We start from the raw sequence: 23225 nt of genomic DNA, 5'->3' as shown, positions 1-23225 counted from the left end.
TCTGTCCTCAGGTGTTTTTGTAATCGGTCAGGGCCGTGCGAAACCGCGCGAGATTTTCACTTGTGTAGGCTGCATAGTCGAAGTCGATATCCGAGGTGATCTCGGACACCATGCTCCACATGGTTTCACGAAGCAGCGAGGCGCATTTCATCGCCGTATAGCGATGACGCAATTGGTTGGTGACGGGTGCCTGAAAGTAGGTTTCCAGAACCCAGTCCTCTTGTTCATTGGAAAGAGAGTTGTTCGAGGCCAGCCCACCCAAATCAAACAATGGCGAGTTGAAGCCCGCGTAGTCGAAATCGATCAGCCACAGGCGGGTGCCATCGTCCAGAAAGTTGCCGCAAAGCAGGTCGTTATGGCCAAACACGATTTCGTACGGCCCGGCCTCGGCTTCCAGATCATTTCCAATTTGCACAAGTTCAGGGATCAGGCCTTTATGCGAACTTCCATGATCGGTGAGGGTGGCGGCATAGTCGCGGATGACATGAAAGACCCAGAACACCAGCGACGGGCCGCGCAGGTGCTTGGGCACCTCAAGGTGGCAGGCTTTCACGAGCTCCAGCACTCGAGGCAGCATACTGGGGTCGCGTACGTCTTCTTCGATCAGAGTGCGGCTTTCGACGAATTCCAGCACTGTTAATTCGTTGGACGAAAACACTACAGCGGGTGACAGACCTGCAGCATGGGCGGCCTTACTGGCAGCCAGTTCGTTGAAGCGCATCACCTGGTGCAAAGGGATGTCGTCACCGACACGCACCACATAGGATCCACTGCTGTCAGTGACCTTGTAGTTCACATTTGTAATCCCACCCGTCAACGGGGTGGCTTTGATCTCGCCCTGCCAGATCGGTAGCTTGCGAATGCGGGTCATCAGGTCGGATTGGGTCATATCAACTCTCCATTCCAAAGCGGATGCGTGCCTGACGAGCGCTTGCGTTGATCAGCCTATCAGCGATGATGGCAATGAATGCGATGGACAGCCCTGCCACCAGACCTCGACCAGTGTCAGCCTTTGTCAGGGCAATGTAGACTTCCTGCCCCAGATCGCGGGTGCCAACGAGGGCGGTGATAACCAGCATGGACAGCGCCAGCATGATGGTCTGGTTAATACCCAAAAGGATTTCGGGCAGGGCCATGGGCAAGCGAATATGGCGCAGAAGTTGCGTGCGTGTGCACCCAGAGACCAATCCGGCCTCGATCAATTCCTCACTGACCGAGCGCACGCCATGTGCCGCATAACGTACGGCCGGGGCCAGCGCGTAAAGGACTATGGCAATCAGCGCAGTGAAATCGCCGACGCGAAACAGCATCACAACCGGGATCAGATAAACAAAGCTGGGCAAAGTCTGCAACGTATCAATCAACAGGTTGATCACCGTCCCGGCGCGTTTGTTCAGAGCAGCCACAACGCCCAGCGGAACACCGATCAGGGTAGCAAGAAACACAGAGGCTCCGCAGAGATAAACTGTCACCATTGCCTTGGCCCACAGTCCTGAAATGAGGATCAGAGACGCCAGTCCTCCGCACAACAGTGCCAGCCGCCAGCCCCCTGCGTGCCAACCCAGCAAGGTCAGCATGGCAATGGCCCAAGGCCATGGAATTCCCAGCAGGACCGTTTTGATCGGGATCATGAACCACGTCAGGAAGAAGATCTTGATCGCCTCGAACGTGTCGAAATAGTTGATGTTCAGGTATTTGACCGTGTCATCCCAGAACCCGCCAGTGGTGATCGTCTGACTTTCAGGATATTCCAGCAACAGGGGTGAGAACTGCCCCAGAACCCAGGTCAAAATCAGCAGGATCAATACCAGAATTGTCCGGCGATGGCGGGTGACCCACGAGCCGGGGAGCTCGTGATGTACCTGCCCCATACGCTCGGCAAAAGCCTGACTTAGGCGATCGACGGCAATGGCCAGAACTACAATGGCAATACCGGCCTCGAACCCAGCGCCGATGTCCAGCCGGCGCAGCGCGGCAAGGACGTCAAACCCTAATCCTCCGGCCCCGATCATCGAGGCAATGATGACCATGTTCAGCGTCAGCATGATCACCTGATTGACGCCTACCATCAGACTGTGGCTGGCGGAAGGAACCAAAACGCGCCACATCAACTGCTTTTGCGTCGTGCCTGCCATGCGCCCGAAGTCCAAAATCTCGGGGTCGACGGCTCTCAAGGCAAGCGTGGTGATCCGCACCATGGGTGGTGTCGCATAGATGATAGTTGCAACAAGCGCCGAAATCGGTCCAAAGCCGAACATGAACAGAATTGGTACTAGATAGGCAAAGATCGGGATTGTCTGCATCAGGTCCAGAATGGGCGAGATGATGCGATCGAAAGTCAGGTGGCGATAGGCCAATATCCCCAACAACAGCCCGCCGCCCGCGCCAATCGGCACCGCAATCAGGACCGAGGCAAGCGTTACCATCGCGCTGTCCCACTGGCCAAAAACAGCCAGATAGGTAAAGCAGCCGCCGACCAACGCCGCCAACCCCCAGTCCCGGCAATACTGTCCCAAAGCTACTACGGCGGTGATAACCACAATCCAGCTGATCGCAGGTAGGATGACTTGCGCATCATTGCCTTGCCCGGTGACAAAACCTTCGGCCAGCAGGGACAAGACAAGGTCATAGGGCTGTTCTATCAACCAAGCAGCAGCGCGGGTAACGTCGGTGAACGAAACTGGGCCGATTGCAGCATCCTCGATCAGCCAGGACATTGCAGATGAGATATAAGTTTTGAACGGGACGACCCAAGCCGACGGGAATTTGGTGATCCAGCGCGCATCGAGCGCTTTTCCCAGGTTGCTGCCGAAATACCCCAGCAGGATCGTGAGTCCGACAAGCAGCAGAATGATGAGCTGACTGCGGGACAAGCGGCTCATACCGCGTCCCCTTCACCGAATAGCACATGGGCCACAGCCTTGCGATCAATGGCGCCAATAACCAGACCATTGCTGTCTGTCACCGGAATTGGTGCATCTGCGGTGATGATCCGTTCCGCCACGGTCGAGACGCGGGTCGATTGCACAATGGGCTCACCTTCACCTGCAGCGCCGACGGTCATTACACCACCAACCGTCAAAACCTTGGAGCGCGGAATATGGCGCGTGAATTCAGCCACATATTCTGTCGCTGGATTCATCACCAGTTCTTCCGGGGTGGCGATCTGGATGACTTCACCATCCTTCATAATGGCGATGCGGTCGGCCAAGCGAACGGCTTCTTCAAAGTCGTGCGTGATAAAGACAATAGTCTTATGCAACCGTTCCTGGAGTCGCAGAAATTCATCCTGCATTTCGCGCCGGATCAGCGGATCGAGGGCCGAAAAAGGCTCGTCCAGAAACCAAAGATCGGGCTCTGTCACCAACGATCGAGCAATGCCCACACGCTGTTGCTGACCACCCGAGAGCTCTCGTGGATAGTAGTCCTCGCGCCCCTTCAGGCCGACCAGTTCCACCACGTCTCTCGCCTTTGCGTCGGCTTCGTGTTTGGGCGTAGCCTGAATAGTCAGGGGGAACATCACATTCTGCAATACGGTCAGGTGCGGCAGCAGGGCAAAATGCTGAAACACCATGCCCATCTTGTGCCGACGGATTTCAATCATTTCTTTCTCGCTGGCGCGCAGCAGGTCGGCGTCGTCGAACAGAACCTCACCGCTTGTAGGTTCGATCAACCTGGACAGACAACGAACCAGGGTTGATTTGCCTGAACCGGACAGGCCCATAATGATGAAGATTTCACCTTCAACGATTTCAATATTGGCGTTGCGTACCGCTCCGATCACACCCGCATTTCGAATGTCATCTGCCGATGGGTTCGGATTTTGCGCCAGAAGGGTCTCGGCGTTTGGACCGTAAAGCTTCCAAACGTTTCGGCAGGACAGTTTTGTTGTGGGGGTCATCAGTGGTGTCCGGGACTAAGACGGAAAAAGACCGAAGCGGTAGAGGAGAGCGGGGTAACCGCTTCGGCCAAGCAGATTATTTAGAGATCCAGCCAGACCAACGGTCCTTGTTCGTCTCCATCCAATCCGCGACAACTGCATCAATATCCACACCGTCCAGATCGGCTTTGCCGACCATGGCGCTCATCTCGTCGTTATTGATGTTATAGGCTTCGATGATGTCATACGCGCCCGGCCACTTTTCTTGCAGGCCAGACCAAGCAGCCTTCCAGATCGGACCGCGCGGTTTTCCGCAATCATAGGCCAAGGCCGGGTTCACACCGACGGACGGGTCGCTGTAGCACTCGGCCGAGTATGGCGGAAACTCCACGAATTCACCGTCATATTTGGCCGGGGCCCAGTGCGGAACATAGACCCACAGCATGATCGGATCTTCGCGCTGATATGCGGATTCCAGCTCTGCAAAAAGCGCAGCATCCGTGCCTGCGTGGACAACTTCAAACTCCAGCTCTAACGCTTCGACGCGTTCTTCGTCGAAACCGCCCCAGGTCACGGGTCCGCCGACATAGCGCCCATTTGGCGAGGTTTCAGCCGTGGCAAATTCCCCTGCGCAGTCTTTCAGAGCTTCCCAGTTTGGCAAGCCAGGGCAGCGGTCTTTCATGTAAGTCGGGTACCACCATTCTTCGATCGCCATCAGACCGGTTTCACCAACGTTCACCACATTTCCAGAGGCGGTGGCTTCGTCCAGCGCTTCACGCCCGGTGGTTTCCCAGATTTCCATTGCCAGATGTAGATCACCTGTCTTCAGGCCCGCAAACTGAGCGATATAGTCTGCCTGTACATACTCAACGTTGTATCCGGCCTCTTGCAGGATTGATCCCATTATCTTGGTGTTGATCAGCTGCCCTGACCAATCATGCAACGTCAGTTTGATTGGGTCCGTCGATTCGGCGGCCCAAGAAGCCGAAGCAGTTACGCCAGCGACTAATGCCATTGCGTGTAGTGCATTGAATTTCCTGATCATGTTGTGCTCCCTGAATGTGGCTTTTTGAGTGTTTTTCGTTTATTACACTTCCATGCTGCGCCAATCTGACAACTACGTCAATAAAAACCACACTTAGCCACGAATATTCGTTATAATTCACACAAAAAGCCCCGAACGGCACTGTATTGGACGTAATATTGTTTTATTGGGATGACTGCCGTATCCCCCTTTCAGGAGGTCGCATGTTAAAGCCACGAAAAACCACAAATCAGCGCGAAGAAGAAATCCTTCGCGAGCTGCAACATGCGGGCGGGTCGTGCAGGGTCAGCCTCCTGGCTCAAAAACTGAATGTTTCCAATGAAACGATCCGGCGCAACGTCAAGGCGCTGGAAGAGCGCAAGATCGTGCGGAAGGTGCATGGCGGCGTACATCTTAGCGAAGACGCCATAGAGCCACCCTTTGAAAACCGTTTGGGAACGCAAGCACATGCGAAAGAAGCAATAGCCCGGGCAGTCGCAAATACAATTAGCGACGGGGATTCCCTATTTCTGGATATCGGTTCGACGACCGCCTACGTCGCGCTCGCGCTACGGAAACACAAAGACCTGTTTGTAGTTACAAATTCGGTTTTCGTCGCTTACACGTTGTCAAAGCACAACAACAACCGGGTGTTTCTGGCGGGCGGAGAACTGCGCGCCCATGATGGGGGCGCTTTCGGTGCAGAGGCATTAGATCTTGTGAAGCGTTTCAACGTACAGCTGGCAGTGTTCTCGGTTGGAGCCGTGAATGGCGATTTGGGCTTCATGCTTCATGATCTTGAAGAGGCCAATATCGCGCGTGCTGCGGCTGAAAATGCGCAGGTGCGCATCGTCGTAGCTGACAGCGGAAAATTCAACAAGCGGGCCCCGATATCTCTCCATAACATGGCCGGAATTGATGTTTTGTATACGGACCGCGTTCCTCCTGCCAACATCCTGGCCATGCTCGACAAAAATGAAATCGAAGTTGTTATCGCAGGGTCGGACTAGTGTCAGAACTGATAGATGTACCCAGCGTACAAAACTGCATCTTTGAGGAGATGGCAGCCTTTTAATGAGATCATGTTGAAATCTGTTAACGAACTATTCGACAGGAAAAACGTCAAATCGCGCATGTTCGTCAACCGGGCCTCATAGTTTGCGACACATCCGTTCTGAATGTGCAAACAAGTTGGCAATGCCGACTATTATACTGACACTGGACCTGTTGTTCCTCTAACAACACAATCCAGCTCGCAGCAAATTTTAAAATGTTCCGACTCATCTGACGTAATGTAATCGGTGAACTTGTCACCTGCGAGTTTACCGATGGCTTCGGCGGGGATTCGAATGGTGGTGAGCCCCGGCTCAACATCAGCTGATCCCTTGAAATCTCCGATGCCCATTATTGAAAGATCGCCGGGAACGTTCAACCCCAGTTTCTGGGCCGCAAACAAAGCGCCCTGCGCTATGACGTCATTTCCACATAACAAAGCCGTAAGTCGAGATGTTTCCGCCAAAAGGTTCAGCGCAGCCTGCTTGGCCTGCGAAACGCTGTAAGGAGCTTCAGATTCGTGCTCGCCCGGAACGGAGACACCCATATTTTGTAGCGCTTCGTGCACAGCGGAAAGTCGATGTTGCGCGCGGTCATTACCATTGGTCTTTGGAAAGATCAGCCCAATGTCACGATGCCCTAGGGCCAGCAGATGCTCTGTTGCGAGACGGCCGGCCAACTGGTTGTCGGCCCCGACACAAGGAAGATCCGAATCCTTTGAGTAGTTCCAAATCGCAAGTGCAGGTATTTTCTGCTGCGTGATCAAGCGATTGGTGGCATCGGAATGCTCCAAGCCAACCAATGCCACGCCGTCCACGCGATGTTCAAGAAACTTGCGCACCATCGCGTATTCCCGATCTAGATCATACCCGTGCGACGCCAGTAGAAGGCTGAATCCTGCCTTGTCGATAGAGTCGGAAAAAGCCTGAATGACCTCAGCGAAGATGGCATGGTTGATAGTTGGTACGACCAGGCCAATCGTTCCTGACCGTTTGCCATGCATTGTTTGAGCGGCACGATTGCGGATATACCCGAGCCGCTGCACTGCCCTGTTGATCTTTTTGCGAGTCGCAGGGCTGACCAGATCAGGGTGATTGAAGGTACGAGAAACCGTAGACGGTGAAACCTTCGCGGCCTTTGCGACTGCCACGATATCGACTTTACCATGCTGAAAATTAGACATAATTTCGTCCTGTCCGGTCGATTTTATGAAAACATTTGCAATACTATTTTCATCCCCTAACCTGATTTGTCAACAAACCAAAAGTGCAGACAAACGGGTTGGGAGGCACTGGATGGAATTCATTTACTACTTCGGGGATGTGTTCACACCGATGTCGTTCTTGCTGCTTTTGGGCGGCACGATCGGAGGGCTGATCCTGGGCGCGACACCAGGCTTGTCACCAACGATGGCGGTTGCCCTTTTGATTCCGTTCACCTTCCAGCTTGAGGCCGCACAGGGGCTGATCTTGCTGGGAGCCGCCTATACCTCGACCGTTGCTGGTGGCGCGGTGAGTGCAATTTTACTGAAAATCCCAGGCGCTCCAGCCAATATTGCCACCACTCTGGACGGCCACACCATGGCCAAGCAGGGACAAGGGGCGCGGGCGCTGCAACTGTCGTTTCTGGCCTCGGCGGTTGGCGGCATCTTCGGTGTGCTCCTATTGATCTTTCTGACACCGGTTTTGGCCAAATGGGCGCTGGCGTTTGGCCCCTCACACCTGTTCTGGCTGGCCATTTTAGGGGTGACTGTGATCGGCACGCTAGATTCTGCATCCGTGGTCAAAGGTTTGCTATCGGGTTGTATCGGATTGTGGCTGGCGACAGTCGGTTTCGACGACATTATGGGCGCGCAACGCTTTATCTTTCACCCTGCACTGGGCGGCGGCATCAACATTATCGCGGCACTGATCGGTCTGTTCGCGATCCCTCAGGTGCTGACGATGTTTGCAAAGGGACGCCACGACACGGGTGCTGAAGTCATCGAAGTACAGCGCCATTCGATCATGGCCGCATTGCGAGAATTGTTCAGCCGTACCCGAGCACTAAGCATCGGCACACTGACAGGTTCCATCATTGGCCTGATCCCAGGCGTTGGCGGGCAAATTGCCGGGCTGGTTGCCTATGATCAGAGTAAGAAGTTTTCAGCCGAGAAGGACAAGTTCGGCACGGGTCATTCCGAGGGCGTAATTGCCGCGGAGTCCGCCAACAATGCGATGGTGGGCCCATCTCTGGTACCGTTGTTGACCTTGTCGATCCCGGGTAGCCCAACCGCAGCCGTTTTGCTGGGCGGGCTGCTGATTCACGGAATTTTCCCGGGCTCGGATCTGTTCGACAACCACCCGGACGTGGCGTGGACGTTCATAAACTCCATGCTGATCGGCCAGGTCCTGATGTGCGTCTTCGGCCTATACATTGCCGGTCTGGCCGCGCGTGTCGCGCAGGTGCCGCAATCGGTCATGGCGGCCATTGTTCTGGCCCTTTCGGTCTTCGGCGCCTACTCGGTTCAGAGTTCGATGGGGGATGTTTACGTCATGGCGTGCCTTGGCATCGGGATGTTCTTTCTGGAACGATTTGGATTCTCGGCTGCTCCGTTGGTTCTGGGATTGATCCTTGGTCCGATTGCCGAAGCCAACTTCATTCAGGGCGGAATGATCGCGGACGCGACCGTCGGCAAAGCCTCTTACTTCTTGACGGGCGGATTGAATCTTCTGCTGATCGCCGTTGTACTGGCCTCAATTGCCTACTCGGTTTGGATGGAACTTCGCCACCGGCGCTATACCACCAAAGAGGAGGCACAGGCATGAACCGCACACAACACATAATCGGGTCGGGTTTGGTTTTTGCTGTAGGACTTTGGGTAACCTGGGTCAGCTTTACTCAGCAACCGGTCGAGGCATTTCTATTTCCGCGTCTTATCGCTTCGGTCTTTGTGGTTTTGGCAGGGTGGACCTTCGGCAAAGCGCTGATGGGATTGTCCAAGGTAGGCAACGGCGTGACCCGCATGATGTTCATCAACATGCTGCCGGGCCTGTTCGTCACCCTTATCTATGTCTTCTGGGCGTCCAAATCGCTGGGGTTCTACACAGCAACGGCAATCGCGTTTTTCATTCTGCTGTCGATTTACGATCCAGACCCACATTCCGAAGCCAAAACCTGGGTCAAGCGCGGTGTCATCACAGCGATCTTTGTGGCGGTGATGTACGGGCTCTTTGCCATGCTTCTGCAAGTCTACACACCAAGAGAATTTCTGTTCTGACCGCAAGGGATGCGGATGAACCAAAATAGGGAGGAAACGCAAATGAAACGGTTGATTACAGGGGCGGCACTGGCCCTCACGAGCCTGGCGGGCGCGGCGGTTGCCGAGGAGTATCCCGAACGCCCAATCATGATGATGGTCAGTTACGGCGCTGGTGGCGCAACCGACTTTCAGGCGCGGATTGTCACCATGACATCCGGGAATGAAGACGCGCTGGGAATGCCAATCGCCATCATAAACAAACCGGGCGCCGGAGGGCGTGTGGGTTGGAACTGGTTCGCAACCCAGGCCGACGCCGATGGCTACACGCTTGCTGCCTACAATGTTCCACATTTCATCGCCCAATCTATTAAGGGTGGGGTCGAGTATTCGGTCGACAGCTTTGAGCCCATCGCCAACTGGGGCGCCGACCCGGCTGTCTTCGTGGTTGGTGCGGACAGCCCGTTCAACTCGATGGAAGGTGTTGTCGCATATGCCAAGGAAAACCCCGGCAAGCTGACCGTGTCCGGGGCTGGGCTTTTTGTTGGTCACCACATTGCGGCTCTTCAAATCGACAAGGCTGCAGGAACAACGATGGCCTATATCCCGACCAAAGGTGGTGGCGCGGCGGCCATGAAAGCGGTAATTGCTGGCGAAGTCATGGGTGGTATAAACAACCTGTCGGATGCGTTCCGCGCAAAAGAGGCGGGCAACGTCAAAATCCTGGGTGTCGCAGATCTTGAGCGAAACGCGTTCCTGCCCGACGTGCCGACCATGATGGAACAGGGGCTCGATGTCGACAACTCGTCGGTCAATTTCCGGGGCGTGATGGTACCCAAGGGAACGCCGCCCGAGGTGATCGAGAAACTTGCGGAAACGGTTCCCGAGATGTTCGCCAACGATCGTGTGGTGAAAAAGATGGAAGCCGGCGGATCGCCCATGCACATCATGACACGCGATGAAGTGATCAAGATGTGGGAGAAACGTCAGCAAACACTGAACGAATTGTTGGCTGGGCTCTGAACCAGTCAACTCCCTACGGGGCGGAGTGGGTCCGCCCCGATCAAACAATCGAGGACCGAGATGAACGCTCAGGAAGGGGTTTCCCCCGAGATCGACGAAGTTGATCGCATAGTAGCGCATGCGCGCAAGGCCCAAGCGACCTTTGAAGAAAGCGGCAGTCAGGCGCTGTACGACAAGGCGGCGCTGGCGGCGGGATGGGCAATCATGGAGCCAACACGCAATCGGGCACTGGCGGAAATCGCTGTTGCGACCACCGGTCTGGGTAATGTTCCGGACAAGATTACAAAGAACCACCGCAAGACTCTGGGCTTGTTGCGCGATATCGCTGACGTGAAAACCCACGGCATCATTAGCGACAATCCAGCAACCGGCATGACCGAGATTGCACGTCCAATCGGTGTAATCGGTGCTGTGGTTCCATCGACCAACCCCGCTGCGACGCCGGCGAACAATATCATCAATGCGCTCAAAGGAGGCAACTCCATCGTGGTGGCACCATCCCCCAAAGGAGTCGCTTCCTGCGAGATGCTGATCGCTTTTATCCATTCAGAGTTTGACAAGCTCGGCCTCGATTGCGATCTGGTCCAGATGATCCCTGCGCCCGGATCCAAGGCCAAGACACAAAGGTTGATGGAAGCCGTAGATCGCGTGATCTGTACCGGCAGCCAGAACAACGTCCAACGCGCGCAATCCTGTGGAACGCCAGCAGTGGCGGTTGGTGCGGGCAATGTGACGGTGATTGTGGACGAAACCGCAGATTTGGCCGCAGCTGCTTCCAAGATCACGGCATCGAAATGCTTCGACAACGCGACGTCCTGCTCGTCTGAAAATGCGCTGGTTGTTGTAGATGCGGTCTATGACGCCTTTGTCGCCGCGATCGCCGTTGAAGGCGGTGCCTTGGTGCCATCTTCCGAGGCTGGAAACATCATCGCACGGCTGTGGCCCGATGGGCATCTCAACCGATCTGTAATCGCGCAGGACGCTGGCAAGATGCTTGAAGCACTGGATATGGCGGATAAGGTCCCCGAGGGGACCAAGTTCCTAGCCGTGGAAACTGACGGAATTGGCCCGGATCATCCTTTGTCGGGGGAAAAGCTCAGCCGGGTTCTGGCGCTTTATCGAGCGGCAAATTTTGAAGAAGCCAAGGTAATCGCGGCTCGTATTCTGGAACACCAGGGCGCGGGGCATTCTGTCGGAATCCATACCAGCGACGACGCGCGCGCGGTTGGGTTGGGTCGTGACCTGCCCACCTGCCGGGTCATTGTAAACCAGGCGCATACCTTTGCCACTGGTGGCAGCTTCACCAACTGCATGCCCTTTTCGCTGTCAATGGGCTGCGGCAGTTGGGGAGGCAATTCCATCGACACCAATCTGCATTGGCGGCATTTCGTACAAACGACAAAGATCATCCGTGAAACGCCGCCGCGCGAGCCCGAATTGGAAGCGATATTTGGCGGCTATTGGTCGGAGGCGGGGCAATGATCGAACCACCCAAGGGAACCGTCCGGGACTGGCTTGACCGTCGGGCAAGCCGCGGGGGAACCGGGTTCGTTTTCCCGGACGGGGCGCGGGACCTGAATTGGGGTGAATTGCGTGACTCAGCTCGCCGCATCGCAAGCATGTTGACCGAACGGGGTGTGGCGAAGGGAGAAAGCGTCGCCATCCTCTACCCCAATTGCCGGGAAGCGCTTGAGGTCCTTTTTGGCGTTCTCTATGGCGGGTTTCGGGCCACGATGATCAATCTTGTCGCGGGTGACAGCGCCGTTGCCTACGCGCTGGAACACAGCGGCGCATGCTATGGATTTGTACATTCCGATCAAACGGACCTGTTCAGGCGAACGGCCAATCCTGCGAAAATCAAACAGTTGAAGGTGGCAGATGCCGTTGAGTCCGGCAGCAACCTGCATAGCCTCTCGCCTCATAGCCACGCGTTGTTGATGTATACATCCGGAACAACCGGTCGCCCCAAGGGGGTGGTCCACACACATTCCAGCCTGTTGGCAGGGGGTTGGACGACCAAAATTGCCCATGAATTGTCCGAGGCTGATCGCGGGTTTTGCGTCTTGCCGATCTATCATATTAACGGGCTCTGCGTGACGGTGATGGGAACACTGGTCTCAGGCGGATCGTTGGCCGTGTGCGAACGATTTTCTTCCAGCAAGTTCTGGGACAATCTTGGAAAGGCCGAGGCAACGTGGTTCTCGGTCGTTCCGACCATTATCTCGCACCTGCTGCACTCTGAGACTAGTCCGGATGCGCAAACCCGGCAACGCGTGCGTTTCGGGCGCTCTGCGTCGTCAGCCTTGGCGCCGGACGTGCAGCGTGGCTTTGAGGATCGTTTCGAAATCCCAATCGTGGAAACCATGGGCTTGACGGAAACTGCCGCTCAGATTCTGTCAAACCCGCTGCCCCCCGGCGTTCGGAAGATTGGTTCACCCGGCATTGCATATGGAAATGAGGTTGCAATTCTGGACGCGGAACTTCGGCCTGTACCTACCGGAACAGAAGGTGAGTTGGTCATACGCGGTCCGAATGTGATGCTGGAGTACCTCAATGACCCGGATGCTACTGCGGGCACATTTACTTCGGATGGCTGGTTGCTGACCGGAGATCTCGCCCGCATGGATCAGGACGGGTATGTTTATGTGACCGGTCGATTGAAAGAACTGATCATTAAGGGAGGGGAGAATATAGCCCCTCGTGAGATTGACGAGGCGCTTTATTCACACCCCGACGTTGTTGAAGCTGCGGCCTTTGCCCGCCCTTGCAAAAGCTACGGTGAAACCGTCGAGGCAGCGGTCAAAATTCGAGAAGGTTCTGAATTGACGCCGCAAGCTTTGTCAAAGATCTGTGAGTCCCAGCTAGGCCGTTTCAAGTCTCCTGACAAAGTTCATATTCTGATTGATCTTCCAAAGGGCCCTTCGGGAAAGATCCAGAGAAACAGGATCCTACAAATCGTTAGCGAGGAGGCGAGCGACTTGAAAATGTAGATGGCAATGCCGGTCCGACTCTACCTGAAAAATAAATGCCAAAACAACAGCGGGAATAGCCACAAAAGCAATTCACGTCGCCAGCTTCAGCAGTGCCGAAAGCCTTTCAATCGTCATGATAAGCGTGTTTACATCAACGGTTCCAGGCACCCGTTGTGGCAGATGCCTGAACGCCTCTCCTCTTTCGGAGCGATCTTACTCAACCGCCACCGTCACCGAGATTACCTTGCAGGTAAAACGCAAAGCTGCTTCGGCGCCGTTCGCTTTGGCCACCGGTGTGGAAAGGTCGAAGCCAACGTCTGCTGTTTCGTCCGCCGAAAAGATGATGGCCTGCATCTGGTCGGTCCTGCCCTGTGCCACCTGCATCTCGTCAACAAAGAGGGTGCCGTCCCACCTTTGTCAGGGCTTCCACCGTCATAATCTAAATCGAGGACGATTTCATGAGTACCTTCGGTCACAGATTCGGACGCCGAAACGGTAAGTATCTCGATCCCCAACCAGTTGTAGGCATAGGCTGGAACGCCATTTTCAACATAAAACGACCAGCCGCCAAAGCGGCCCGCTTGTGCGATAATAGCCGGGTGGTCTCCGTTAGAAGGTTCTTCGATATGTTCTGCAATGCGTTAGGAGAGGTTCTGGATATTCGGGGTCATGCCGGTCATGCCACTGCAATCGCCGAAGCTGCGTGTCGACGGAAAGGCCCATGCGATCACCCGAACTACTCGGCGCGCTCGACTCTGTGCAACAGAGCCTGACAAAGCTCAGTGATCTGACCCGTGGTATTCTGAACCGTGTGATACATGTAATGGACCACAGGCTTGCTGAAATGACGTCACTGATTCGCGTATTTTTTGGTTTGTCCGAGGCCAGAATGCTGTCGCCATTCGGGCACGAAGGATTGTTCGGATTTCGCGTGGCTTCACGAAAATGTCACGAAGACCGAGCTGATCCTCAGAAAATTGCCAGCGATAGGTCGTCGGAGATATTTCTGCTTGTGGTTGCCTAAAATTTCATCAAGGCTTTATCCCAGAGCCAAAAGATGTCACGGTTCAACGCAGTGAAAGACAACTTTCGCAACTTCTTTACCGACAGAAACCAAGAAAGCTGCGACGCAGTGTTCCTTGCGAATTGGCAAAACCAAAATCGAAATGGACGAAGTCCCAGCGGGCGTCGGTCTAATCCGGCTGCTGCGTGCGACCCCGATCAAGTGGGGCCGCGCGGCGACGAACATATGGGAGAGAAATCATGAACAGATACATTCGGAACTCAGTGGCGGGGCTTTTGTCGTCGACCATGATCACAGGTGCCGCGTTTGCCGCTGGCACGCATCCTGAAACCGGCGAAGCGCTGGCGGACGATCAAACCTTTACCTACCGCATTCTGGACGAGCACAGCTCGGTCGATCCGCAGGTTGTCGAAGACGTTTCCGGTGCTGAAATTGTACGCGACCTGTTTGAAGGGCTGATGAACCAGGATGAGGATGGCAATCTGGTTCCGGGCGTTGCCACAGGTTACACCGTCGATGACAGCAAGAAAGTCTATACCTTCACACTGCGCGGCGATGCTAAATGGTCGAATGGCGACCCGGTAACCGCCGGAGATTTCGTTTTCGCATGGAAACGCGCGGTTGATCCGGCGCTGTCCTCTCCTTACGCGTGGTTCATGGAGCTGATGTCGATCGAAAACGCATCAGCGATCATCGCAGGCGAAAAGCCGGTTGATGATCTGGGTGTCAAAGCCATCGATGACACGACCCTGGAAGTCACGCTGAGCGCGCCGCTGCCGTATTTCCCGCAGATGACAACGCATTCGACGACCTTCCCGGCACCTCAGAAGGTGATCGCGGAATTTGGCGATGAATGGACCAAGCCCGGAAACATCGTGTCGAATGGCGCGTATGTTTTGACCGAGCACCTGCCGCAGGAACGTTCGGTACGTGAGCGCAACGAGATGTACTGGGACAATGACAACACCATCATCGACAAGGTTGTGGCACTGGTCATCAATGACGAAAACGTAGCCCTGACCCGCTATCTGGCCGGTGAACTGGACCGGACCGAAGTTCCCGCCGGTCAATTCCCGCGTCTGCAGGAAGAGCATCCGGGCGAGGCTATCAGCTTCCCGCGCCTGTGCAACTACTACTACACGTTTAACGTGTCGGACAGCGGCCCTGAAGAATTCAAGGATCCCAAAGTTCGTCAGGCCCTGTCGCTAGCCGTTGACCGGGACATCATTACCAAGAATATCAAGGCCGGTGGCGAGCCGCCCGCGTATACATTCGTGCCAGAAGCAACCGCAGGTTTTACTGTCCCGGTCGTTGAAATGGCATCGATGAGCCAGGCTGAGCGCGATGAACTGGCCAAGGAACTGCTGGCCGAGGCCGGCTTCGGCGCGGATAACCCTCTGACCTTCTCGATGGTCTACAACACTTCGGAAGCCCACAAGAAAGTTGCCGTCGCGCTGAGCCAGATGTGGAAGCAAAAACTGGGCGCCAATGTTGAACTGGCCAACATGGAATGGAAAGTCTTCCTGGAAGAGCGGGGCAACCAGAACTTTGATCTGGCCCGCGGCGCGTGGTGTGGTGACTATAACGAAGCCTCGACCTTCCTTGACCTGTTGCAGTCGGATTCGGGCTACAACGACGGCAAGTATAACAATGCCCGTGTGGACGAGTTGCTGGCCGAAGCCAAAACTTCGGACGATCCGGCTCCGCTGTACACCGAGGTCGAGCGTATTATCGCTCAGGAAACCCCCGTTATCCCGATCTATCACTATGCTGGTGTCTACATGATGGATAGCGATGTCGGAAACTGGCCAGTCAAAAACGTAGAGCAAAACTGGTACTCCAAGAACCTCTACAAAATCGCCGAGTAATCATCTTCTGACCATGACCTGCCCCGAAGTTTTCTTCGGGGCAGCGCCATCTATTGGGGGCATTGAATGCTTGCCTATGTCATTCGGCGGGTCCTGACCGCCATACCGACGATCCTGCTGCTGATCGTCGCCTGTTTCTTCTTGATGCACTATGCGCCCGGTGGGCCCTTTACCTCGGAACGGACGTTGCCGCCGCAGGTTTTGGCCAATATCGAGGCGCGGTATGGTCTGGACCAGCCGTTGTGGAAGCAACTCTGGGACTATCTGTACAATATCGTTGTGCATTTCGATTTTGGACCGTCCTTCAAGTTCAAGGACCGCGATGTGAACGACATCATCGCGCAGGGCTTTCCGATCTCGCTGACCTATGGGTCGCTGTCCTTTCTGGTCGCTACGGTGGTGGGCATCGGACTGGGGATTGCCGCCGCAATCCGGCACAACAGCTGGATCGACTACTTTGCGGTTGGGCTGGGGATTGCAGCGCAGGCGCTGCCCAACTTCATCATGGGTCCGATCCTGATCCTGACCTTCACCCTGTGGCTGGGATGGTTGCCCGGCGGTGGGTGGAATGGTGGTCAATGGCCCTATCTGATCATGCCGGTTATCGCCCTTGCGACATCTTACATGGGATCGATTGCACGGATCACCCGGTCTTCAATGCTGGAGGTTCTGAATTCGAACTTCATCAGAACCGCCCGTGCCAAGGGCCTGCCGACAAGAACCGTGATCTGGCGCCATGCGATGAAGCCGACCTTGCTGCCGGTCGTATCTTATCTGGGGCCGGTGTTTGTGTATGTGCTGACCGGATCCGTCTTTGTTGACATCTACTTCTCGACCGGTGGTCTGGGGCAGGCTTATGTCGGCTCGGCCTTGTCACGCGACTATGCTGTGCTGCTTGGGGTTACGATCCTCTATGGCGTTCTGACCGTTCTGGTAAACCTGCTGACCGATCTGGCCTATGCCTGGTTCGATCCGAAGATCCGCTATTGAGGGGCTGGATATGCTAGGAAAATCACAAAAAGCTGCGCATCTGGCCGAAGAAATCACCGATTATACAGCCGTTCAGGGGCGTTCGCTCTGGCAGGACGCGCGCATGCGCTTTGTACGAAACAAAGCAGCAATGGCCAGTGTGTTCATTTTGCTGCTTATCGTGTTGTTCACAATCCTTGGCCCGTATTTTGCGGTCTGGAGCAATGAAGAGATCGACTGGAATGTCATGGGCGATGTCCGGGGCATGGGAATGCCGTCGATGGAAACGGGTCACTATTTCGGTGTCGATGATCTGGGGCGCGATCTGTACAGCCGCGTCATTCAGGCTACCACGACGTCCCTGCTTGTGGGGTTGATCGGGGCGGCGACCGCTCTGATCGTTGGTACGTGTTATGGCATTACTGCCGGTTACTTTGGGGGTCGGACGGATGGCGCCATGATGCGTTTTGTCGACATCCTTCTGGCTATCCCGACAACTCTGATCATCATTCTTCTGCTGGTTGTTGCCGGGCGGTCCTTCTTCACGCTTTTCATCGCATTGGGTGCGGTTGGTTGGCTGACCATGTCACGTATCGTGCGCGGGCAGACGCTTGCCCTGAAGAACCGTGAATTCATCGAGGCCGCCCGAGCGGCGGGCGTCAGTGAATTTACGATCATGTATCGCCATATCCTGCCCAATCTGTTGGGTGTCGTGATCGTCTATGCCTCGCTTCTGGTGCCCGAGATGATCCTGACCGAAAGCTTCATCTCATTCCTGGGTCTGGGGATTTCCGAACCCTACACGTCACTGGGAAGACTGATAGCAGAAGGGGCGGGAACCATGGGCTATGGAACGCTGTGGCAATTGATGTTCCCGCTGACATTCTATGTCGCCATCATCATCACGATGTTCTTCATCGGCGATGGTCTGCGTGACGCTTTGGACCCGAAGGACCGCTGATATGAGTCTGTTTTCCGTAAAGAACCTGAGCGTCCGGTTTGACACCCCCGATGGTGTCGTTGAGGCGGTCAAGGATATCAGTTTTGATATTAATCCGGGCGAATGCCTTGGTATCGTCGGTGAAAGTGGATCTGGCAAAAGCCAGACCTTCATGGCGGCAATGGGTTTGCTGCCCCCTGCCGGACATGCCAGCGGGTCAGCCAAGCTGAACGGTCAGGAGATTTTGAACCTGCCGGTGAACAAGCTGAACCAGATCCGCGGCGACGATGTGGGCATGATCTTTCAGGATCCTCTGACTGCATTAACGCCACATCTGAAGATTGGGCAACAGATGCGTGAAGTGCTGCAGGTCCACGAGGGCCTGAAGGGGTCAGCCGCGCGCGCGCGCTGTCTGGAGTGGTTGGACAGGGTGCGAATTCCCGAAGCGGGCCGCCGTCTGGACCAGTTCCCGCACGAATTATCCGGTGGAATGCGACAGCGTGTGATGATTGCGATGTCGATGCTGTGCAGTCCCAAACTGCTTATTGCGGACGAGCCGACGACGGCGCTGGATGTTACTGTTCAGGCAGACATCCTTGATCTGATGGTTCATCTGCAAAAGGATGAAGGCACCGCAATTGCACTGATCACGCATGACATGGGCGTCGTTGCGCGCATGTGCGACCGGGTTCAGGTCATGCGGATGGGCGAATTCGTCGAAGACGGTGAAACGCGCGGGCTGTTCCGAAATCCGCAACATGAATACACGCGGGCCCTGCTGGAGGCGATGCCCCGGATTGATGCCGGCGACGCGCCGCGCGCTTTGGAAAAGGCCGAAGAACCCCTTCTCAAGGTCGATGACGTCAAAGTTCATTTCCCCATTCATGTCTCTGGCGGGTTGTTCGGGCGCAAGGTTCCGCTGAAGGCTGTCGATGGTGTCAGCTTTGATATTCGCAAGGGCGAAACTCTGGGTGTCGTGGGCGAATCCGGTTGCGGAAAATCGACACTGGCGCGCGCGGTTTTGCAACTGATCGAACCCAGCGCGGGGGGCGTCAGCTGGTTGGGCCATCCGATCGTCGGCTTGAAGCGATCCGAGCTGAACAAGTACCGCAAGGACCTGCAGATCGTGTTCCAAGACCCGTTGGCCAGTCTTGATCCACGCATGACGATTTCAGCGTCGATTGCTGAGCCGCTGAAAACCTACCGCCCCGATCTGACCGACCGGGAACGCAAGCAGATGGTCGCCGCGATGATGGAACGGGTTGGTCTGCAGGCCAACATGATCAACCGTTACCCGCATGAGCTGTCCGGAGGGCAGAACCAGCGCGTCGGCATTGCGCGGGCGATGATCAACAAGCCCAGGCTGATTATCTGCGACGAGGCGGTTTCAGCGCTCGACGTTTCCATTCAGGCCCAGATTGTCGAGCTGCTAAAGGAACTTCAGCAGGAATTTGGCCTGTCGATGATTTTCATCAGCCATGACTTGTCCGTGGTGCGCGCGGTATCGAACCGGATCATGGTCCTGTATCTCGGGCGAATTGTGGAAATGGGTGATGGTGAGGTGATCTGTTCGGAACCGATCCATCCCTATACCAAATCACTGATCTCGGCCGTGCCGATACCAGACCCGGATGTAGAGCGGACGCGGCAGCGCCTCAAACTGCCGGGTGAACTGCCATCGCCGCTGGACCCCAAAGCCGCGTTGCGTTTTTTGCCCAGCCGACTGGTTAACGGTCACAGTGATTATGTTCCAAAGCTGCAGGAAGTCGCACCAGACCATTTTGTAGCGGAACACGACACACTGGATTCCATCATGGCCAATGGCTGAGAGAAGGGTCTGCTGCAGGTTTTCGGTGCTTGAAGCATGCGCCGAAAACCTGCGCAGGGACTGTACGAAGAAACCGTAGCGTGTGGTGGGGCTTAACGCTCGGGAATGAAAGACAATCCTGACACAAGCTGTCGCAGGCCAAGAGCTGCTCCGGCAAAGATCGCCGCAAAGGTTATAGGCGCGCTATAGGCCAGCAGAGAAAAAGCGGAGATGCCTTGCCCGACGCTGCATCCAACCGCAATTATTGCTCCGGGTCCCATTATTGCCGCTCCCAGCATCTGCCGCTTAAGCTCACGTGGATCTTCGCAGGCTTCCCAGCGGAAATGACCTTTTGACCATGATCCGAGGAAAGCCCCAATCAGAACCCCTGAAACCGAACCGACCGCAAACGAGAGCGTGTTGCCTGAGGCGGTCATGAGATAGAACACGGTATCACCCAAAGGCGCGGCAAACGTGTGAGTTTGCAAGGTCTCACCGTCAAACCCGTGTGTGGCTACCCAATTGGTGCCAAGCCAGCCTGAAACGACTGCCAATCCGACCGCCGCACCCCAAAAAACCTGCGCAGGTGATTTACGAAAACGGTCATTTGTCAGGGCAAATACTACTATGGCAGAGCCGACAAGCGTTCCTGTAACCCATGCCGGTGTCGACGTCAGCCGTTCGGCAAGGAAGCTGACGCTTTGAGGATTACCGAGATCCATGGCTTCGGGGAAAAGCCAGATCCTGACGTAGGCCAGAGGGCCGGACATGACCACATATGCGGAAAGGCCCACGATCAGGACAATGACGAATGACCGAAGGTCGCCGCCGCCAAGGCGTGCAAGCGCGCCATAGCCGCAGTTTCCGCTGATGGCCATGCCATATCCGAACATCAATCCGCCAATGACCGATCCGATCGGATTCCATGTCTGCGCAATATAGGTCGTGCTGAGCGGATCAATCCACCCTAACGCCATGCCCAAATGGCTGCCGACAATCGCAACACCTATCGCAACGGCCCACATACGCAGGCGCCGGTCGTCATTTGCATAAAGATAATCTTCAATCGCACCCAAGGTGCAGAACCGCCCAATGCGCGCGGCAAGACCAAGTACAATGCCGCCAACCAGACCGATCAGCGCAACTGTATTGGCGTCTCCCAGAAGTTCGAACATGGCCAGTCTCCTCCCAAAGCTGGCGGTGTTTCTCGCGGGCTTCTATTTGTCCCGACAGAAAAGATTGTAGACGACTTCCAGAATCTGAGTCGACCGGTCGTCCGCCAATCTGTAGTAGATCGTTTTGCCTTCGCGTCGTGTCTTGACCAGCCCTTCAAAGCGCAAGCGGGACAATTGCTGGGAAACGGCAGCCTGTCTGGCCGACAACATTTCCTCCATCTGCGTGACGGATTTTTCCCCTGATGACAAATAGCACAGAATCATCAGCCGCCCCTCATGGCTGATCGCCTTGAGGAAATTGGACGCCGTCTGGGCGTTATCCATCATCCTATCCAAGTCCTCGTTGCACATGTCCTTGGTGAACACGGGCAGTTTCGACGGTTTGTCCAACACGATCATCTCGCTTTCGTGGCTTCACGTATTCAAAACAGTATATGTAAATCCCGAGGATTTAACCAGAGCTCTCGATCTTAACTCCGGCGTCACGTAGTAAAACACCCAATAGCCCCCAGAAAAAGTCTTCGCCAGGATAACCCTCGATCCGGCCGATTTCGTGACCGTCCTCCAGCAATACAAAGGTCGGCGTATAAAAAAGCGGCCGGTCCAGAGTAATCCCTTCGGGCGTGGTTGCGTGGATGTCCGTTCGTTGCAGTGGGGCAGCTTTTCCTTCGGTTGTCAGCGGGTAGATCTCGGAAATTTCGGCGTCCCAGCGGGCGCACCACATACACCCGTCTTCTTCGGCCATCAGCAACACCATTTCGGCCCGCAACGTAGCAGGCCAGATCAGCAATGTGATGACGAGCAATGTATGTATTACGTGACGCATCAAAAGCTCCGATTGACCTGGGTGGTACACCTTTATTATTTTGAATGTGTGAATAGTAACCTGTCTGGACGGATTTGACCATGCTCGACATCACGTTTGCAGGGGCTCTGATCGCGGGGCTTTTGTCGTTCCTGTCCCCCTGCATTCTGCCCATTGTCCCGTTCTACCTCAGCTATCTTGCAGGCGTCGGGATGGAGCAGATTTCGGCCGGTTCGACGATCACCCCGGATGTTCGCCGTCGGGCGACCCTGTCAGCGATTGCTTTTGCTGCAGGGATCATCACGGTCTTCATGGCGCTTGGGGCCACGGCGTCGATCTTTGGTCAGCTGGTTCGCGCGTATTTCGACATTCTGCGATGGATCGCTGCGCTCATCATCATCGCGATGGGCCTGCATTTTCTGGGTCTTTTCCGCATCGGGTTCCTGTATCGACAGTTTCGTGCAGATATCGGCGAGACGACAAATGTAAGCGTGATCGGGGCATATGTTCTGGGGCTGGCTTTTGCCTTTGGCTGGACGCCTTGCGTCGGGCCGGTTCTGGCGGCGATCCTGTTCACGGCGGCCGGAACCGAGACCGCCTGGCGTGGCGCCGTGCTTTTGTTCGTCTATGGGGTTGGCATGACAGCGCCGTTTGTTCTGGCAGCCTTTCTGGTTCGGCCCTTCATGCAATGGATGGCACGTTTCCGGAAACATCTGGGAATGATTGAAAAGGCGATGGGTGTCTTACTGATTCTTTTTGGCATCCTGATCGCGACCAATTCCATAAATCTAATCGCACAATGGATGCTGGATCACATGCCTTGGCTGGCGGCCATTGGCTAATTCGGGAGAACACCATGAAACGGATAGTATTGTTCTTGATTGCAGGGCTGTTTGCTGGGGCGGTTTCCGCGGCTGAACTGGGGGATGACGGTCTGCATAAAACGCCGTGGATGCGGGACACGTTCAAAGACCTTCGTGAAGACCTTGAAGAGGCGACGGGGGAAGGCAAGCGGCTGGTTCTGTTCATCGAACAACAGGGCTGCATCTACTGCAAAAAGATGCATGAAGAGGTTTTCCCCCAACCCGACCTGTCTGCGTATATCGAGGAAAACTTCTTTGTCGTTCAGCTGGACCTACACGGAAGTACGATGGCCATCGATTTTGACGGAGAAGAAGCCGAGCAAAGATCACTGATGCGCAAATGGGGGATTCTGTTCACCCCTACTTTGGTTTTCCTGCCGGAGGACGTATCAGAGGATGCCACAGCAATCGAGGCGGCCGTTGCGGTCATGCCCGGGGCGTTCTCCAAGGGAACGACCCTCGATCTTTTTACCTGGGTCAATGAAGAACGGTACGAGCTTGATAATGGGGAAGATTTTCAACGGTATCATGCGCGCCGCATTCAAGAACGAAACAATGTTTCGCAAGATTGACGCGGTGCAGTA

General features: G+C 55.3%; 22 protein-coding genes. 13 read left to right on the top strand and 9 right to left on the bottom strand.

All coding sequences use genetic code 11. The features are described from left to right. Window positions 1-7: 7 nt before the first annotated feature. From ACR0DY_RS11940 to ACR0DY_RS11925, 4 genes are all read right to left on the bottom strand, one after another. Window positions 8-889 (bottom strand): phosphotransferase, encoded by an 882-nt coding sequence (locus ACR0DY_RS11940; protein ID WP_480483477.1) that lies wholly within the window; start codon window positions 887-889, stop codon window positions 8-10. Between the two features lies 1 nt (window position 890). Next, window positions 891-2882 carry an ABC transporter permease gene (locus tag ACR0DY_RS11935; protein WP_480898355.1) on the bottom strand — a complete coding sequence of 664 codons (1992 nt, stop codon included), beginning with the start codon at window positions 2880-2882 and terminating at the stop codon, window positions 891-893. After that, window positions 2879-3901, bottom strand: coding sequence for a quaternary amine ABC transporter ATP-binding protein (locus tag ACR0DY_RS11930; RefSeq protein ID WP_480898354.1), 1023 nt, complete (start codon window positions 3899-3901; stop codon window positions 2879-2881). The genes ACR0DY_RS11935 and ACR0DY_RS11930 overlap by 4 nt, the downstream gene beginning before the upstream one ends. A 76-nt stretch (window positions 3902-3977) precedes the next feature. Then, the gene (locus ACR0DY_RS11925) at window positions 3978-4925 is read right to left on the bottom strand and encodes an ABC transporter substrate-binding protein (protein WP_480488010.1); all 948 of its coding nucleotides are present in this window, start codon (window positions 4923-4925) and stop codon (window positions 3978-3980) included. A gap of 203 nt (window positions 4926-5128) precedes the next feature. Here ACR0DY_RS11925 and ACR0DY_RS11920 point away from each other — a divergent pair, with 203 nt between their 5' ends. After that, window positions 5129-5914, top strand: coding sequence for a DeoR/GlpR family DNA-binding transcription regulator (locus ACR0DY_RS11920; RefSeq protein ID WP_480483469.1), 786 nt, complete (start codon window positions 5129-5131; stop codon window positions 5912-5914). Between the two features lie 197 nt (window positions 5915-6111). Here ACR0DY_RS11920 and ACR0DY_RS11915 read toward each other — a convergent pair whose 3' ends face one another. After that, window positions 6112-7140, bottom strand: a complete 1029-nt coding sequence (locus tag ACR0DY_RS11915; RefSeq protein WP_480483467.1) for a LacI family DNA-binding transcriptional regulator — start codon at window positions 7138-7140, stop codon at window positions 6112-6114. 112 nt (window positions 7141-7252) lie between these two features. Between ACR0DY_RS11915 and ACR0DY_RS11910 the strand changes: the two genes are divergently transcribed. Genes ACR0DY_RS11910 through ACR0DY_RS11890 form a run of 5 tightly spaced genes read left to right on the top strand, consistent with a single transcriptional unit; the run spans window position 7253 to window position 13208 of the window. After that, complete coding sequence (locus ACR0DY_RS11910) at window positions 7253-8764, top strand: tripartite tricarboxylate transporter permease (RefSeq protein WP_480546023.1); 1512 nt, start codon at window positions 7253-7255, stop codon at window positions 8762-8764. Beyond that, complete coding sequence (locus ACR0DY_RS11905) at window positions 8761-9216, top strand: tripartite tricarboxylate transporter TctB family protein (RefSeq protein WP_480483463.1); 456 nt, start codon at window positions 8761-8763, stop codon at window positions 9214-9216. Before ACR0DY_RS11910 ends, ACR0DY_RS11905 begins: the two co-directional genes overlap by 4 nt. Window positions 9217-9258: 42 nt before the next feature. Beyond that, a complete protein-coding gene (locus tag ACR0DY_RS11900; RefSeq protein WP_480483461.1) occupies window positions 9259-10218 on the top strand; it encodes a Bug family tripartite tricarboxylate transporter substrate binding protein in 960 nt (319 codons plus the stop codon). 60 nt (window positions 10219-10278) lie between these two features. After that, on the top strand, window positions 10279-11700 hold the full coding sequence (gene sauS / locus ACR0DY_RS11895; RefSeq protein ID WP_480483459.1) for an acylating sulfoacetaldehyde dehydrogenase: 1422 nt from the start codon (window positions 10279-10281) through the stop codon (window positions 11698-11700). Beyond that, window positions 11697-13208 (top strand): class I adenylate-forming enzyme family protein, encoded by a 1512-nt coding sequence (locus tag ACR0DY_RS11890; protein WP_480483457.1) that lies wholly within the window; start codon window positions 11697-11699, stop codon window positions 13206-13208. The genes sauS and ACR0DY_RS11890 overlap by 4 nt, the downstream gene beginning before the upstream one ends. A 195-nt stretch (window positions 13209-13403) precedes the next feature. Here the strand turns inward: ACR0DY_RS11890 and ACR0DY_RS11885 are convergent, their stop codons facing one another. Continuing rightward, window positions 13404-13544 (bottom strand): hypothetical protein, encoded by a 141-nt coding sequence (locus tag ACR0DY_RS11885; protein ID WP_480483455.1) that lies wholly within the window; start codon window positions 13542-13544, stop codon window positions 13404-13406. Window positions 13545-13911: 367 nt separating this feature from the next. Here ACR0DY_RS11885 and ACR0DY_RS11880 point away from each other — a divergent pair, with 367 nt between their 5' ends. The 5 genes from ACR0DY_RS11880 (at window position 13912) to ACR0DY_RS11860 (ending at window position 19819) form a co-directional block, all read left to right on the top strand. Continuing rightward, complete coding sequence (locus tag ACR0DY_RS11880) at window positions 13912-14214, top strand: hypothetical protein (RefSeq protein WP_480483453.1); 303 nt, start codon at window positions 13912-13914, stop codon at window positions 14212-14214. A gap of 239 nt (window positions 14215-14453) precedes the next feature. Then, window positions 14454-16082, top strand: coding sequence for a peptide ABC transporter substrate-binding protein (locus tag ACR0DY_RS11875; RefSeq protein ID WP_480483451.1), 1629 nt, complete (start codon window positions 14454-14456; stop codon window positions 16080-16082). A gap of 66 nt (window positions 16083-16148) precedes the next feature. Further along, window positions 16149-17072: an oligopeptide ABC transporter permease OppB gene (gene oppB / locus ACR0DY_RS11870; RefSeq protein ID WP_209507493.1), complete on the top strand. Its 924-nt coding sequence runs from the start codon at window positions 16149-16151 to the stop codon at window positions 17070-17072. Window positions 17073-17082: 10 nt separating this feature from the next. After that, window positions 17083-18012, top strand: a complete 930-nt coding sequence (locus ACR0DY_RS11865) for an ABC transporter permease subunit (RefSeq protein WP_480478073.1) — start codon at window positions 17083-17085, stop codon at window positions 18010-18012. Between the two features lies 1 nt (window position 18013). Beyond that, window positions 18014-19819 (top strand): ABC transporter ATP-binding protein, encoded by a 1806-nt coding sequence (locus ACR0DY_RS11860; protein WP_480898352.1) that lies wholly within the window; start codon window positions 18014-18016, stop codon window positions 19817-19819. Window positions 19820-19911: 92 nt separating this feature from the next. Here ACR0DY_RS11860 and ACR0DY_RS11855 read toward each other — a convergent pair whose 3' ends face one another. The 3 genes from ACR0DY_RS11855 to ACR0DY_RS11845 are packed head-to-tail and all read right to left on the bottom strand — an operon-like array spanning window position 19912 to window position 21799. After that, window positions 19912-20973: a YeeE/YedE family protein gene (locus ACR0DY_RS11855; protein WP_480898350.1), complete on the bottom strand. Its 1062-nt coding sequence runs from the start codon at window positions 20971-20973 to the stop codon at window positions 19912-19914. Between the two features lie 42 nt (window positions 20974-21015). After that, the gene (locus ACR0DY_RS11850) at window positions 21016-21372 is read right to left on the bottom strand and encodes a metalloregulator ArsR/SmtB family transcription factor (protein ID WP_480483447.1); all 357 of its coding nucleotides are present in this window, start codon (window positions 21370-21372) and stop codon (window positions 21016-21018) included. 52 nt (window positions 21373-21424) lie between these two features. Beyond that, window positions 21425-21799, bottom strand: coding sequence for a hypothetical protein (locus ACR0DY_RS11845; RefSeq protein WP_480488022.1), 375 nt, complete (start codon window positions 21797-21799; stop codon window positions 21425-21427). A gap of 80 nt (window positions 21800-21879) precedes the next feature. Here ACR0DY_RS11845 and ACR0DY_RS11840 point away from each other — a divergent pair, with 80 nt between their 5' ends. Both ACR0DY_RS11840 and ACR0DY_RS11835 read left to right on the top strand, forming a co-directional pair. Next, window positions 21880-22620: a cytochrome c biogenesis CcdA family protein gene (locus ACR0DY_RS11840; protein WP_267366182.1), complete on the top strand. Its 741-nt coding sequence runs from the start codon at window positions 21880-21882 to the stop codon at window positions 22618-22620. A 14-nt stretch (window positions 22621-22634) separates the two neighbouring features. After that, window positions 22635-23213 carry a thioredoxin family protein gene (locus tag ACR0DY_RS11835; RefSeq protein WP_480488024.1) on the top strand — a complete coding sequence of 193 codons (579 nt, stop codon included), beginning with the start codon at window positions 22635-22637 and terminating at the stop codon, window positions 23211-23213. Window positions 23214-23225: the final 12 nt, after the last annotated feature.

This window comes from Ruegeria sp. O6, from assembly GCF_056535045.1.
This window is presented reverse-complemented; position numbering and strand designations above follow the sequence as displayed.

Bases quoted from the DNA above. Each gene is read 5' to 3' on its own strand.
- ACR0DY_RS11940 (WP_480483477.1), bottom strand. From the start codon at position 889: ATGACCCAATCCGACCTGATGACCCGCATTCGCAAGCTACCGATCTGG.
- ACR0DY_RS11935 (WP_480898355.1), bottom strand. From the start codon at position 2,882: ATGAGCCGCTTGTCCCGCAGTCAGCTCATCATTCTGCTGCTTGTCGGA.
- ACR0DY_RS11930 (WP_480898354.1), bottom strand. From the start codon at position 3,901: ATGACCCCCACAACAAAACTGTCCTGCCGAAACGTTTGGAAGCTTTAC.
- ACR0DY_RS11925 (WP_480488010.1), bottom strand. From the start codon at position 4,925: ATGATCAGGAAATTCAATGCACTACACGCAATGGCATTAGTCGCTGGC.
- ACR0DY_RS11920 (WP_480483469.1), top strand. From the start codon at position 5,129: ATGTTAAAGCCACGAAAAACCACAAATCAGCGCGAAGAAGAAATCCTT.
- ACR0DY_RS11915 (WP_480483467.1), bottom strand. From the start codon at position 7,140: ATGTCTAATTTTCAGCATGGTAAAGTCGATATCGTGGCAGTCGCAAAG.
- ACR0DY_RS11910 (WP_480546023.1), top strand. From the start codon at position 7,253: ATGGAATTCATTTACTACTTCGGGGATGTGTTCACACCGATGTCGTTC.
- ACR0DY_RS11905 (WP_480483463.1), top strand. From the start codon at position 8,761: ATGAACCGCACACAACACATAATCGGGTCGGGTTTGGTTTTTGCTGTA.
- ACR0DY_RS11900 (WP_480483461.1), top strand. From the start codon at position 9,259: ATGAAACGGTTGATTACAGGGGCGGCACTGGCCCTCACGAGCCTGGCG.
- sauS (WP_480483459.1), top strand. From the start codon at position 10,279: ATGAACGCTCAGGAAGGGGTTTCCCCCGAGATCGACGAAGTTGATCGC.
- ACR0DY_RS11890 (WP_480483457.1), top strand. From the start codon at position 11,697: ATGATCGAACCACCCAAGGGAACCGTCCGGGACTGGCTTGACCGTCGG.
- ACR0DY_RS11885 (WP_480483455.1), bottom strand. From the start codon at position 13,544: ATGCAGGCCATCATCTTTTCGGCGGACGAAACAGCAGACGTTGGCTTC.
- ACR0DY_RS11880 (WP_480483453.1), top strand. From the start codon at position 13,912: ATGCGATCACCCGAACTACTCGGCGCGCTCGACTCTGTGCAACAGAGC.
- ACR0DY_RS11875 (WP_480483451.1), top strand. From the start codon at position 14,454: ATGAACAGATACATTCGGAACTCAGTGGCGGGGCTTTTGTCGTCGACC.
- oppB (WP_209507493.1), top strand. From the start codon at position 16,149: ATGCTTGCCTATGTCATTCGGCGGGTCCTGACCGCCATACCGACGATC.
- ACR0DY_RS11865 (WP_480478073.1), top strand. From the start codon at position 17,083: ATGCTAGGAAAATCACAAAAAGCTGCGCATCTGGCCGAAGAAATCACC.
- ACR0DY_RS11860 (WP_480898352.1), top strand. From the start codon at position 18,014: ATGAGTCTGTTTTCCGTAAAGAACCTGAGCGTCCGGTTTGACACCCCC.
- ACR0DY_RS11855 (WP_480898350.1), bottom strand. From the start codon at position 20,973: ATGTTCGAACTTCTGGGAGACGCCAATACAGTTGCGCTGATCGGTCTG.
- ACR0DY_RS11850 (WP_480483447.1), bottom strand. From the start codon at position 21,372: ATGATCGTGTTGGACAAACCGTCGAAACTGCCCGTGTTCACCAAGGAC.
- ACR0DY_RS11845 (WP_480488022.1), bottom strand. From the start codon at position 21,799: ATGCGTCACGTAATACATACATTGCTCGTCATCACATTGCTGATCTGG.
- ACR0DY_RS11840 (WP_267366182.1), top strand. From the start codon at position 21,880: ATGCTCGACATCACGTTTGCAGGGGCTCTGATCGCGGGGCTTTTGTCG.
- ACR0DY_RS11835 (WP_480488024.1), top strand. From the start codon at position 22,635: ATGAAACGGATAGTATTGTTCTTGATTGCAGGGCTGTTTGCTGGGGCG.